Source organism: Mangrovibacillus sp. Mu-81 (assembly GCF_036867415.1).
Taxonomy (GTDB): domain Bacteria; phylum Bacillota; class Bacilli; order Bacillales; family Bacillaceae_B; genus Rossellomorea.
In genome coordinates this window covers 52,248-64,628 of the sequence record NZ_JBAJHU010000010.1, presented here as the reverse complement: position 1 = coordinate 64,628, position 12,381 = coordinate 52,248, and the positions used below count along the sequence as shown (strand labels likewise).

Sequence of the window (12,381 nt, the reverse complement as noted above, 5' to 3'; positions counted from 1 at the left end):
AGGGGAAATCAATGAAAAAATTAAACTATGGCATTATTATTGTTTTAGGGATCATTTCATTCATCCCCCTCCTGTGGGTCGTCATCACGTCTTTCTCTCCTGGGAATCAAGTGATCAATGGGGGCTTTCCGTTCTGGGTGTCGAACCCGACAGTTGAAAACTATGTCAACGCGTGGAAGACTGCACCATTTTTGCAGTATTACTTCAATACGTTCGTCATCGTTTTTGGGGTGTTGATTGTCCAGCTGGTCACGGTCACGCTTGCTGCTTATGCCTTTGCACGGGTGAATTTCAAAGGGAAAAATGTCCTGTTCATCCTGTTCCTGCTTCAGTTGATGATTCAACCGGAAATCCTGTTGTTCCCAAACTACCAGGTGATCAGTCAGCTTGGGCTCGTCAATACAAAGCTTGCTGTCATGATGCCGTATTGGGCATCGGCGTTCGGGGTCTTCCTGATGCGCCAGACGTTCAAACAAGTCCCGTTTGATCTTGATGAAGCGTCGAGAATGGACGGCTGTAAATGGTATCAGACACTGTGGCATGTCTACATCCCATCGGCGAAACCGACCTATATCGCCTTTGCCCTGGTTTCGGTCAGTCACCACTGGAGTAACTTCATGTGGCCGCTGATCATCACGGATTCTGTCGAGTCCCGTCCGCTGACTGTCGGACTTGCCCTGTTTGCACAATCCTATGAAACGGGAGCGCAGTGGGGGATGGTTGCTGCAGGGACGGTCATGGTCATCATGCCTCTGGTGATCGCTTTCTTCCTTTTTCAAAAACAATTCGTATCTAGCTTCATGCACTCAGGAATCAAATAGGTGGTGGTATAGATGGACATTCATTTTCTAGGAACAGGAAGTGCGTACCCCGGTTCCGAACGCGACAATACGTCAATCTGCTTTTGCAAAGATGGGTATCGTGTGCTGGTCGATGTCAGCGGAAATCCCTGCAGGAAGCTGAAGCAGCTGCAGGTGGATCTGTGTGAACTCGATGCGGTGATCTTCACCCATTTTCATATTGATCATATTTACGGGCTGCCTTCCCTGCTGTGGGGGATGTGGCTGGAAGACAGGAAAAAGCCTTTAAGTATTTTCTGCGATTATCGCAATGAGAAAAAGCTCCAGGAATGGCTGGCGACGATGGAAGCTGACAAATGGCCGATCGCGTTTGCCATTGAGATCGAAACATTTGATGGTGACCGGGAAGAGGAGCTGCTGAACGGCGGGGGAATGACATTTTCCTGCTTTAAGGCACTTCATTCTGTTCCGACTGCCGGGCTGGAAGTTCGATGTGCCGGGCGAATCGTCGTTTATTCAGGGGATACGGAGATAAACGAACGAATCGGAAGGTATGACCATATAGATATGTTAATCCATGAAGCGACTTCAGCCAGTAAAATTGCGGGCAACCACAGCAGTCTTATTGAAGTGGCAGAGAAGTATGACATGGATAAAATCGATGAGATCGTTCTCGTCCACTTATCTGACAACGAACCGTATGAAGAAGAGGCAGAAAAGATTGGCATTTCGAAGGTCATCATTGGCGAAGATCTGATGACCAGGCGAATATAAATGAAGAGAGACAAGGATAAAGATCAGGAGATTCCTTGGGTATGACGGCATCCAATTATTAAATTGGAGACATCGTCATGCTCAGGGAATTTTTTTATTGTGGTAATAAAATATAACTTAAATTTGAGAATTGGCCAGCTCCAGCGCCTAGCCCCTCGAGACGTCTCGGTCCGCCCAATGAAGTCAAGGAACGACTTCACCGGTCGGCCCTCCAACGCTTGTCGGGGCTGAACAAGGCGCTTGCGCTTTTCTTATTGGATGGAGGGTACAGATGAAAAACTTAAAGGGGTATATTTTTGACTTGGATGGGACTGTATATCTTGGTAAGCAATTGATAGAAGGAGCAGACACCATTATCAACTCTCTTATTGATGAAGGGAAGAAAGTGCTGTTCCTGACAAACAAGACCATTGAATCGCGCCAGCGTTATGTGGAAAAGTTGAACGGGTTCAATATCAATGCCAGCCTGGAGAATATAGTAAATCCGACACTTACATTAATTGACTACTTGCAGGGACACCATCCGGATGCCGCATTATATGTGATTGGTGAGCAGCCGATCAAGGATGAGCTGGCATTTGCCGGGTTCCGGGAGGGGATGTCGCCATCAGAGGTCGATGTCGTCGTGCTTTCCTGGGACAGGAACTTTCATTACGACCATTTGAATTTTGCATACCAGGCGATTAAGCTCGGTGCAAAGGTGATTGCAACCAATCCTGACAAAACATGTCCAGTAGAGGTTGGCGATGTGCCGGACTGTGCAGGAATGATCGGGGCAGTTGAAGCGGTTGCCGGGAAAAAAATCGATGTGCAGATTGGAAAGCCATCCGTTCTGACCATCAGAGCAGCATTGAGGATTTTACAGCTGCGGCCGGAAGAGTGTGTCATGATCGGAGACCGCCTTGAAACCGATATACGGATGGGCATCGAAGCCGGGATGAAAACAGCGCTCGTGCTCAGCGGGATCACGACCGTGGAGGATCTGAGGAGTGCTACTTGGAAGCCGGATTATGTCCTGCCTTCGGTGAAGGGATTGTTATCGGAAAAAATGACATGAAAAAGGAAGCGGTGATTGGACGCCGCTTCCTTTTTCATGCTATTCGATTCCTTTGTCATCCTTCATTAACTTCTTCATATCGATTTTGAGCATCCTGTCCATCGGGAAGGTGGTTGTATAACGGTATTTATCTGCCCCGGACTCGAATACGACGTAGAGCTCTTTTTGTACTTCAACAATTCCCTCCGGCATCGGAATGGCTTCAATACTCTGGCGCGGTTTTGCAGTATGTCCGTCAAGGAACCATAGAGGTACTTGTTTTCCTTCAACCGCAACGTAGGCATGAGGGTCCTCTTTCAGCGGATACTCATAGCGGTACAGTACACTGTCGTTGGCTCTTCCGTACGAGGTGCTGAGCGTGACGCCGTTCAATGCCGCTTTCTGGATGATGGCACCTTGGACTTTTCCGGTAGTGGAAAGAACGTAATCCGGTACGGCTACATGGTCCGGCGATCCATTCCAGTGTTCTTCGGAAAGCGTGTCGTTGTTTCGTTCCAAGTCAAAGCCGATCATCCATGCATAGTGCATTTCCCCGTCCCTGTTCTGGATATGGTGAGATGGATCTGTGGGATAGGAACTTGCCTCATAGAATTCCCCGACCCAGAGGATGCCTTCATCATAAACGGTGTAAGCAGCTTCGACCGGTAATGGAATCTGTTCTGTGAACTGGATTTCTCCGTTGTCTTCAGCTTGCACCAGGTCACTTAACTTAAAGCTGAACAAGTGGTTCTCGGATGCCACCCAGCCGTGGTCGCGGCTGACGGTTACCCCGCCGGCATGACCGGTATACGGTGTGCCGTCCGTATTGTAAAGGACCACCGACTTCACCAATTCCCCAGTTGTACGGTCTGTTACGGTGATGGTACCGGGTCTAATGCCATCATCAACGTAGCTGATGGTAAGGAGCCAGTCTTTTTTCTTGTAGTAGGTCAATCCCTGAGGGACGAGTCCCTGTGACAGTCCGGCGATCACCGGGCCGTCCGAACTGATATCCCACAGACCTTGGTAGGCGGGATCTTTTTCATGTTCCCGGCGTTCAAGCTGGGTGATGATCTGGTGTTCAGGTGTTACCTCTACAGGTGCTGATTTTTCCGATATATTTCCTGAGGTATCCTCGGCACTTACTTGTAATGTGTATGTTTGGCTGCCGACCAGCGTATAGAGCGTAAATGCTGTCTGCGCAGGACCTACGGAGTAATCAAGTTTGCCGTCTTTATATATGTGATAACGGTATAAATCCTCTGTGTTTGATGCGTCCCAGTTCAAGACTGCTTCACCGCTTCCCGCTGCTGCCGCAAGATTGGCGGGTGGCTGCGGTGCTTCTTGATCTGACACCGGACGATCCGGGGCTTGATCTTCAACCAGCCAACCCGGCGTCGGATTTTGGTTTGCTGCGAGTTTTTCCATCGTCCGAGTGTTATCTTTTGGATAGGTAAAGGTGACCGTATGCTTCAAGGAGACGTCTTCTGCTGAGTAATCGGCTCTGACGACTTCGAGCCCGTCCGGATCATAAATGGTCAGTGTGTTTCCTCCGTTGACCAGGCCGGCGATGTCACCGAGGACAATCGTATCGTCTTCTTCTAAATACTTACTTTTGTAAGAATAGAAATAGTTATAATTGAAAGCTTCGTGTGAAATAGGATTAATGGCTGCGTTTCTTGTCCAAATCACTACAGACTCCCAAGGCTTCAAAATATAACTTTCCCCGATTTCTTCATCCCAATTATAAGAGGCGAATCGATATCCTTTGAGATCGATTGGATCAGGGCTGTTGTTATAAAGCTCAAAGTATTCGAAGGCATCATAACCTGCGTAGTTGTCGGTATTCGGGATCAACTCGGTGATAAGCAGGCTTGGTATCGGTGCGTTTTCTGTCGGTCCTGTGACGAGTGCGGCTGAAGCTTCTGACTCGTTTTCGGCTTGATCAATCGCCGTGACCTCAAATGTATACTCCCTGTTCAATTCCAGGTTAGATACGACCATACTTGTTTTATCTGCAGCTGCTGTCCCGTAACGCGTCCCATTGATGTAGACCTGATATTCGGAAAGGTCGCTTTCTGTATTGGCAGTCCACAACAGTTTTACATGATCGTTCCCTGCATTAGCTTTGAGACCGGTTGGGGCGTTAGGGGCTACTGTATCCACAGTCTCCTGAGGCACAGCCCGTACTTCTTTTGTTGCAGGGGATTCGTTTCCATCCGAATCGAGAGCTGTCAGCCGGTACGTATAGGCATGGCCATTTTCCAATCCTTCGATTGTCGATGTGGTCGTGTCCGTTGAAGTTGCCGTTCCATCAGAATCGTAAATGTTATACGAGACTGCACCTTTAGAGGCTTCCCACTCCAGCAGAACTGATTGGTTGGAAGGAGTTGCCGTCAGGTTTAATGGTGTCGCAGGACCTTCCACCTGTTCTGACAAAAGGACGGAAGGGGTCGGTGGTTCTCCATTGCGGAGCTTCGTCATTGCCGCCGAGCTGTTTGCTTTGTAGATGATGCTCCGGTTTGTAATCCCGTCGGCTCCACCGTCATTGATCAATGCAGTACTGAGAATAGTGCCGTCCGCATCAGCAATTCCCACCTGGCGAAGGCTGCTGTCATGCAATCCCTGTCCGGAAGTGGTAAGCTTGATTTCGTACACCTCTCCAGCAGTGAGAAACATTCCATAGTTCGAGTTGAAGTCCCAAAGCGGTACATCAGGATAATCAAATTTCTTTAACCAGAGTACCAGCGTGTCTTTCGGCTGGATTGTTTTGTTTTGGATTGGCCATCGGTTGGCCGGACTTGAGAAGTTACTTGTGAAGTATTGGAGCTGATAGTCCTGCAGGTTGATAGATTCTGAGGTGGTGTTATAGATTTCGACATACTCATATGGCTGCCCGGATCCGTCAGATTTCGTTACGATTTCCGTGATGATCAGAGGCGGGGCGGGCTCTTCCGCATTTGAGTTTTGAACTTGAAACAAGAGAAACCCCAGCCCTAAAACAAGAATGGCAGCTGACAAGTGAATGGATTTCTTTTTCAACGTCACTTCCTCCTTTTTGAATGTTGTTTATGTACAAATGAAAAGAACCCCATGACAACAGCATGCACGATGGCCGTACACGCGATTGACACAGGGTTCTCCTCATCTCTACCCACTATATTATTGATAGTTCAATCATACAATGAGGAACTAGGAGTAGCAATGAAAATTTATAAAAATTTTGAATTATTAGAATTTATTATTGAAATAATCGTGATGTTCGTTTATAATTAGCATAACAATCATATAAGTTCCGGCTTGATAGGCAGAGTAGAAGAGATCACCTATGAAGCGAACGGTATGATTTCCTCACTATTTGGCGGGGGGATTAGCGTTCGTTTTATGGCGCGGTCTCTTTTTATCGTGAAAGGAGATGGTGGAATGGGGCATTTTATGAATGATATGTCAGGTTTCTTCTGGGGGCATGAAGTCTATTTCCGGATTGTGGTCAGTGCTGTACTGGGATTTATCATCGGCTGGGACAGGACATCGAAAAATAAGCCGGCCGGTTTAAAAACGTATACGTATGTATCGGTGGCATGCACACTGATCACAATCGTCTCGATCGAGGGGGCGGAGATGCTCAGTCAACCGGACAGCGGAAAAGTGATGGACCCGCTGCGTCTGGCAGCGCAGATTGTATCCGGTCTCGGATTCCTGGGTGCAGGTGTGATCCTAAAAGATGGGTTGAGGGTAAAAGGCCTGACGTCAGCTGCGATGATTTTTTACGTCGGGGGTATCGGAATCGGCATTGGAGCAGGATTTTATTCTATCGTCATCTTCGCAACACTGGTAACATTCATTATTACGAAGATCGGAAACTTCTTTGAAGAGAACGAGATTACGAGTGTTCGTCTCCCGTGGTTCCGGAAAAAGAGAAAGACGGAGGAAGCAGAAAAAAAGGTGGGGACGTGAATAAAAAGAGAGCTCAACTCTTCTCTGAGTTGAGCTCTTCTAGATTAAAGATCCAGATTCCAAAGCTTAGGGTCTCCTGAAGAAATCGCGAGTGCTCCGGCTCTTAGTCCATTAAGAATATCTTCCTTGTTGCTGATCAGGCCGCCGGCAATGATCGGCAGCGAAGTCATGTTTGTCAGTTGATCAATGATGGATGGCATGAGACCAGGAAGGACTTCAATTGCATCCGGTTTGCAGTTATGTGCAATATCAATGCCTTTGGCAAGGGCATTGCGGTCGATAAGGAAAAGGCGCTGAATCGTCATTAAGCCTTCCTCTTTCGCATATTTGATCAGGTTGCTCTTTGTGGTTATGATGCCAGACGGCTTCCAGATCTCTGCTATGTATTTAATGGCACTCTTCGTATTGGACAGTCCATCGATGAAATCTATATGTATAAAAGTAGTTTTACCGGCTTTCTTCAGTTTTTTCACATATTCATTCATTGTTATTAAATTTCCAGTAAGGATGAATACGATATTGACGTTTGACTGCACTGCCTTTTCCAGGTCTCCATCTTCCTTTATGGATGCGATCACTTGTGATTGAACGATATCGATAATTTTATGCTTCATCTACTATGCCCCTTTGAATAGACTGAAAATTCCTTCTTTATTATAGCATAAAAGTGTGAATCTGAGCTGCAATCCTTCTTTAATTACCGCGCTAAGATTGTTGCAGTATCCGTTTTTTATTCATTTAGGATGTTTATAATAGATAACAAAAGAGGGAACAGCGAATCAGGATGTAAGGAGGCTTTCCCTTCAGCAAGTGAGGAGGATTCAAAATGGCAAAAAAGAAGAACGCTGATGTCTGGGCAGAGGCGAAGAAGCGGTGCATATTGAAAGCGGTTGATATTCAAGTGGCGAGGGAGCTGGGGATGTCTCCGAAGAGTTTGATCAAGAGTATTCCTTCAAAGAGTCAGCAGTGGAAAGCACCGGTGAAGGTCTGGGTCGGGAAATTATATGAAGATAAGTTTGGACGGGTCATTGATAACAAGCCTGCGCTAACTGAAGATAAAAGGGAAAAGCAATGGACACTGTTGCAGCGTTTAAGGATATTTCAGATGAGGAGCTGCCGTTTTAATGAGTAATTCTATCGATAAATTATCAAACCAAGAGATAAAAGCCATCCTCAGGGCCGCAGATCCGATTATTGCTCAGGGAGGAAGGGCCCTTCTATCCAAGATTTTGAAAGGTTCAAAGGATAAGAAAGTATTGGAGCTTGAATTGGATACTTGTCCGATGTACGGGTATTACAGGTCGGAAACGCTTGATAACATCGTCAAGAAGGTGGACTGGGTGATTGATCATGACTTCCTTGCAGTCGAGTATTTCGGGAAGCTGCCGATGATTGTTTATACAGAACGGGGCTGGCAGATTGAATCGGATCAGTACACTGATGAACTGATCGATGAATGGAGAGAGTGGGTGAAGGAGGGGAAACCTGCACCGGATATGACGTATCTTAAAGACCGGGACCGTGGAATGATTCTTTTGATGCTTGAAAAGATCAAGGAATTTGGAGATCGAGCGTTCATTCCTTATTTAGAAGCCTGGGAGAAAGTAGATTATAAGAAGGTGCGAGATGAGATTCGAGAGGTAATACGTGTATGGGATCAACAGGAAGAAATCGACGGGCAAGCTAAATCAATACGAGAAGAACGACTCTATGAAGCATTGGATGGTTCGGCACCGGAGGACTTGCTGCTGAAATGCCGGGAGTGCGGGGAACGATTTTTGTTTACAATCGGCGAGCAGCAGTTTTACAAGCAGAGAAGATTTTCTCTTCCGAAGAGATGTAAGGAATGCCGGGAGTCGGGAGATGAATATATAGAATACTGAGACAAGAATCCTTGGCATTCCCTTTATAAAAATCAGGACCTGCCCTCCAAACGGGAACAGGTCCTGATTCTCGATTACAGCTAAGGCTGAGCAGGTGTACCATGAATGTAACCCGGTGCCGGATTCAATTTCGGTGCCTGCCCGACAGGTTCGGGGTTTTCCACGTATGTGAATTGACCTTGTCCATCCAAGGATGGCCCGCTTGCCCAGCGTCCCAATTTGCTTTCATCACCTTGGGAGCAATTAATGAACTGGAGTGCGACGTCTTGTTTTTCATATTCCCTGTTGAAAGTGGAAGGTACGACGAGGCCTTCTTTTTCCTGCAGTTCTGTAATGGCAGCTGCCCATTGATTCTGATGCATCGTATCTCTGGCGATCAGGAAAGACAGCATGTCTCTTACCCCTGCGTCATCTGTCATTTCGTAGAGACGCACGACTTGTAGTCTGCCTTGAGACTCGGCGTTCAGATTCGCCCTGAAGTCTGCAAGCAAATTCCCGCTCGCGATGGTGTATCTGGCATTCCAGGGATATCCCGCACTATCGTTCGGGCTGGCACCTAATCCATTGACGATGGCATGCTGTGGATTCATCCCGCCCATGATGCTTTTGATGACAGGGTCCTGGGCTGCTTGCTCCTGTTCTTCTACAGGTGCCTTATCGAGCAACTGGGCAATCATGGTTGCGAGCATCTCAACATGGGCGATTTCTTCCGTCCCGATATCAAGGAGCATATCTCTGTATTTCTGTTCTCCTCTGCAGTTCCACCCCTGGAACAGATATTGCATCATCACGGAAATCTCACCATACTGACCGCCTAATACTTCCTGCAGCTTCTTCGCATAAACAGGATCAGGACGATCAGGTTTGGCACGATATTGAAGTTCTTTTACATGGAAAAACATAATGACCACTCCCTTTGGATGTATTTTTACTTCTTTAAGTTGCCCAACTGAAAATAGAAGATTCATTTAAAAGGGAAATAGTATATGTAGTTTTCCACGTGAACATTCCTGCACGGGTTGAAATGGAGTCCACATAGCCACATTTTTTGTGAATCTCTATTTTGTGCTTTGCTTAAGAATCATGATTTCTCTGAATTACAATGATACGGTTTGCTCCAAACATTCTTCATGGTATTGGCACCATGACCTACCTCACCCCCGACAAACCCCGATTAATAAAATTATGCAAAATCCCCGCCATCTCACCTGGCGTCTTTTCCATTCCGTTTTCCACCCAGTTCTTGATGACGTGAATACTTCCGCTGACCATGAATATATTGATATATTCATACGTTTCCTGGTCGATCCCGCTGTCGGTGATCCAGTTTTTGAAGATGAATTCATGGGTGATCATCATGCCTTTTTTCAGGAAGTACATATCGGTGTTTTCGCTCAGGAGCGTTTGACATATGGCGTTTTTTTCGGCTATGTATTCGAATAGTTTTTCGGTCATTTGCAGAGCTTCGTCTTCTTTAGAGAAGTTGTATCTGCCGAGAGTGGCGACGAGGTCTTCGATGAATTCTTCTTCGATCGACTCGAGCAGCTCGTATTGGTTTGCGTAATGTGCATAGAAGGTGGAGCGGTTGATGTCTGCCGTTTCGCAGATTTCCTTGATGGTGATGCTCGAGATCGATTTTTCCCGGAGCAGTTTAAGGAGGCTTTCTTTTAACACCATTCGTGTGTATTTTTTGCGCCTGTCCATTTTTGAGGTCATATTCAACTTTCCTTTCTTTCAGCCTGGAGTTATCCAACGGTACAGGTTGATATGTTGTGTATCATACATTCACTATGCAACTGTCCGTTGAATATCCAACACAGTGTTTATTATAATGATAATGTGAAAATGTGATAGATACAAGTGAGGTTGAAAAATGATAAATATAGCAGCATGGATCATAAAGCATAAGAAGACTGTGTTAATCGCGTTTATGCTGGTGACGATCTTGTCGACGGCGGCGCAGTTCTTTGTGAAGGTCAATTATAATATGGTCGATTATTTGCCGGATGATGCTCAGGCGACACAGGCGATGGAGGTCATGGAGAAGGAGTTTACCGGTGCGGTTCCGGATACGAGGGTCATGGTGACCGGTGTGACCATACAGGAGGCACTTGAGTATAAAGAAAAGCTGGAAGCCATTGACGGGGTTTCGGATGTGATGTGGCTGGATGATATGGTCGATCTGAAAACTCCTCTAGAAGTGGAGGACAAGGAAACGGTCGATAATTACTATAAAGATGAGAATGCGCTGTTTTCGATCAGTGTCCGTACCGGCGATGAGGTCCGGATTACAGATGAGATTTATGAGCTGATCGGTGAGGAAGGTGCAATTGCGGGAGAGGCAGCCAATACGGCGAGTTCTCAGAAGATGGCAGGAAGTGAGTCGATGTATGCAGGGATGCTGCTGGTGCCCCTCATTATTTTGATTCTGGTCATTTCGACGACTTCGTGGGTCGAGCCGCTGTTTTTCCTGACGGCAATCGGAGTGTCGGTGCTGATTAACTTGGGTACGAATATCTTCCTTGGGGAGGTTTCGTTCGTGACGCAGTCGGTGGCGCCGATCCTGCAGCTTGCGGTGTCACTCGATTATGCGGTCTTCCTGCTTCACAGCTTTTCCGATTACCGGAAAACGACCGAAGATCCCGGTGAAGCAATGAAGCTTGCGATGAAGAAGTCGTTCCCTGCCATCACGGCGAGTGCGGCGACGACGTTCTTCGGGTTCATCGCGCTGACATTCATGGAATTTCAGATAGGGTCGGATCTCGGGTTGAACCTGGTGAAAGGGATCGTCCTGAGCTTCATCAGCGTGATGGTGTTCCTGCCTGCGCTGACCCTTGTCTTCTATAAATGGATGGATAAGACGAAGCATAAGAGCTTTGTTCCGAGCTTCACGGGGATCGGGAAAAAGGTACTGAAATGGAAGGTGCCGAGCCTGATTTTCGTGTTTGCGATACTTGTTCCGGCATTCCTTGGACAAACGAATACTTCCTTCATATACGGGACGGGGGAGCAGCCTGAGAACACCCGAGTCGGAAGCGACTTCAAGAAAGTCGAAGAAGCATTCGGTGAAACGACGCCGATCGTCCTGCTCGTCCCTAAAGGGGATGTGGCGAAAGAAGAGGAACTTGTGGAAGAGATTGAGGGCCTTGATTATGTGACTGGGGTCATCGCGTATGTGAACCAGGTCGGGGCTGAGATTCCGCCACAATATCTGGACAAATCGATCACAGATGAATTTTATTCGGAAAACTACAGCAGGATTGTTATTAACACGAATCAGGGTACGGAAGGCGAGGTCCCTTTTGCAATCGTAGAGAAGGTGGAGAAGGCGGCTTCGGAATACTATGGGGATGAAGCGATGGCGCTCGGGGAAAGCGTGACACTGTATGACATCAAAAATACGGTCACGAAGGATAATGTGGTCGTGAATGTGCTGACGGTCGTGACGATCGCCCTTGTGCTCTTATTCAGTTTCAAATCGGTGACGATTCCGATTGTGCTGCTCATCACAATCGAAGCGGCAGTCTGGATCAACTTGTCGATTCCCTACTTTACGAATACGCCGCTCGTGTTTGTCGGCTATTTGATCATCAGTACGGTGCAGCTGGCCGCGACGGTCGATTACGGAATTCTTTTCACAGAGGCGTACACCCACTACCGAAAGGAGATGCCGGCTAAAGAGGCAATTGTGAGGACGCTCGATGAAAAGACGTTCTCGATTTCAATTTCGGCAGCGATCCTTTCGAGTGTCGGATTCATCCTGTGGATCACATCGTCGAATCCGATTGTCGGATCGATCGGCCTGTTGATGGGAAGAGGGGCATTGCTTGCCTTTATCATGGTCTTGTTTGTCCTGCCGGCGATGCTCCTGGTGTTCGATAAACTGATCAAGAAAACAACATACAAAGCAAATTATTATGAGGAGAATTGA

Annotated in this window: 11 protein-coding genes; 7 read left to right on the top strand and 4 right to left on the bottom strand. The window is 47.1% G+C overall.

Annotation, left to right across the window (positions count from 1 at the left end):
* Positions 1-11 precede the first annotated feature (11 nt).
* The 3 genes from V6B33_RS17435 (at position 12) to V6B33_RS17425 (ending at position 2,631) form a co-directional block, all read left to right on the top strand.
* Positions 12-821, top strand: a complete 810-nt coding sequence (locus V6B33_RS17435) for a carbohydrate ABC transporter permease (protein ID WP_172255054.1) — start codon at positions 12-14, stop codon at positions 819-821.
* Between the two features lie 12 nt (positions 822-833).
* Positions 834-1,574: an MBL fold metallo-hydrolase gene (locus V6B33_RS17430; protein WP_334218962.1), complete on the top strand. Its 741-nt coding sequence runs from the start codon at positions 834-836 to the stop codon at positions 1,572-1,574.
* A 271-nt stretch (positions 1,575-1,845) separates the two neighbouring features.
* Positions 1,846-2,631, top strand: coding sequence for an HAD-IIA family hydrolase (locus V6B33_RS17425; RefSeq protein WP_334218961.1), 786 nt, complete (start codon positions 1,846-1,848; stop codon positions 2,629-2,631).
* A 39-nt stretch (positions 2,632-2,670) separates the two neighbouring features.
* On the opposite strand, the gene V6B33_RS17420 is transcribed toward V6B33_RS17425, so the two are convergent.
* A complete protein-coding gene (locus V6B33_RS17420) occupies positions 2,671-5,652 on the bottom strand; it encodes a lamin tail domain-containing protein (RefSeq protein WP_334218960.1) in 2,982 nt (993 codons plus the stop codon).
* Positions 5,653-6,033: 381 nt separating this feature from the next.
* Between V6B33_RS17420 and V6B33_RS17415 the strand changes: the two genes are divergently transcribed.
* On the top strand, positions 6,034-6,567 hold the full coding sequence (locus V6B33_RS17415; RefSeq protein WP_334218959.1) for an MgtC/SapB family protein: 534 nt from the start codon (positions 6,034-6,036) through the stop codon (positions 6,565-6,567).
* 44 nt (positions 6,568-6,611) lie between these two features.
* Here the strand turns inward: V6B33_RS17415 and V6B33_RS17410 are convergent, their stop codons facing one another.
* Positions 6,612-7,181, bottom strand: coding sequence for a glycerol-3-phosphate responsive antiterminator (locus V6B33_RS17410; protein ID WP_334218958.1), 570 nt, complete (start codon positions 7,179-7,181; stop codon positions 6,612-6,614).
* 212 nt (positions 7,182-7,393) lie between these two features.
* Between V6B33_RS17410 and V6B33_RS17405 the strand changes: the two genes are divergently transcribed.
* Both V6B33_RS17405 and V6B33_RS17400 read left to right on the top strand, forming a co-directional pair.
* Positions 7,394-7,699 carry a hypothetical protein gene (locus V6B33_RS17405; RefSeq protein ID WP_334218957.1) on the top strand — a complete coding sequence of 102 codons (306 nt, stop codon included), beginning with the start codon at positions 7,394-7,396 and terminating at the stop codon, positions 7,697-7,699.
* A complete protein-coding gene (locus tag V6B33_RS17400; protein ID WP_334218956.1) occupies positions 7,692-8,450 on the top strand; it encodes an RQC-minor-1 family DNA-binding protein in 759 nt (252 codons plus the stop codon). Before V6B33_RS17405 ends, V6B33_RS17400 begins: the two co-directional genes overlap by 8 nt.
* Before the next feature lie 80 nt (positions 8,451-8,530).
* Here the strand turns inward: V6B33_RS17400 and V6B33_RS17395 are convergent, their stop codons facing one another.
* Both V6B33_RS17395 and V6B33_RS17390 read right to left on the bottom strand, forming a co-directional pair.
* The gene (locus tag V6B33_RS17395) at positions 8,531-9,352 is read right to left on the bottom strand and encodes a manganese catalase family protein (RefSeq protein ID WP_334218955.1); all 822 of its coding nucleotides are present in this window, start codon (positions 9,350-9,352) and stop codon (positions 8,531-8,533) included.
* Positions 9,353-9,599: 247 nt separating this feature from the next.
* Positions 9,600-10,166, bottom strand: coding sequence for a TetR/AcrR family transcriptional regulator (locus V6B33_RS17390; protein WP_334218954.1), 567 nt, complete (start codon positions 10,164-10,166; stop codon positions 9,600-9,602).
* Between the two features lie 157 nt (positions 10,167-10,323).
* Here V6B33_RS17390 and V6B33_RS17385 point away from each other — a divergent pair, with 157 nt between their 5' ends.
* A complete protein-coding gene (locus tag V6B33_RS17385; RefSeq protein ID WP_334218953.1) occupies positions 10,324-12,381 on the top strand; it encodes an efflux RND transporter permease subunit in 2,058 nt (685 codons plus the stop codon).

What these genes read in the sequence shown, in the direction of transcription:
- V6B33_RS17435 (WP_172255054.1), top strand. Translation starts at nt 12, where the DNA reads ATGAAAAAATTAAACTATGGCATTATTATTGTTTTAGGGATCATTTCA.
- V6B33_RS17430 (WP_334218962.1), top strand. Translation starts at nt 834, where the DNA reads ATGGACATTCATTTTCTAGGAACAGGAAGTGCGTACCCCGGTTCCGAA.
- V6B33_RS17425 (WP_334218961.1), top strand. Translation starts at nt 1,846, where the DNA reads ATGAAAAACTTAAAGGGGTATATTTTTGACTTGGATGGGACTGTATAT.
- V6B33_RS17415 (WP_334218959.1), top strand. Translation starts at nt 6,034, where the DNA reads ATGGGGCATTTTATGAATGATATGTCAGGTTTCTTCTGGGGGCATGAA.
- V6B33_RS17410 (WP_334218958.1), bottom strand. Translation starts at nt 7,181, where the DNA reads ATGAAGCATAAAATTATCGATATCGTTCAATCACAAGTGATCGCATCC.
- V6B33_RS17405 (WP_334218957.1), top strand. Translation starts at nt 7,394, where the DNA reads ATGGCAAAAAAGAAGAACGCTGATGTCTGGGCAGAGGCGAAGAAGCGG.
- V6B33_RS17400 (WP_334218956.1), top strand. Translation starts at nt 7,692, where the DNA reads ATGAGTAATTCTATCGATAAATTATCAAACCAAGAGATAAAAGCCATC.
- V6B33_RS17395 (WP_334218955.1), bottom strand. Translation starts at nt 9,352, where the DNA reads ATGTTTTTCCATGTAAAAGAACTTCAATATCGTGCCAAACCTGATCGT.
- V6B33_RS17390 (WP_334218954.1), bottom strand. Translation starts at nt 10,166, where the DNA reads ATGACCTCAAAAATGGACAGGCGCAAAAAATACACACGAATGGTGTTA.
- V6B33_RS17385 (WP_334218953.1), top strand. Translation starts at nt 10,324, where the DNA reads ATGATAAATATAGCAGCATGGATCATAAAGCATAAGAAGACTGTGTTA.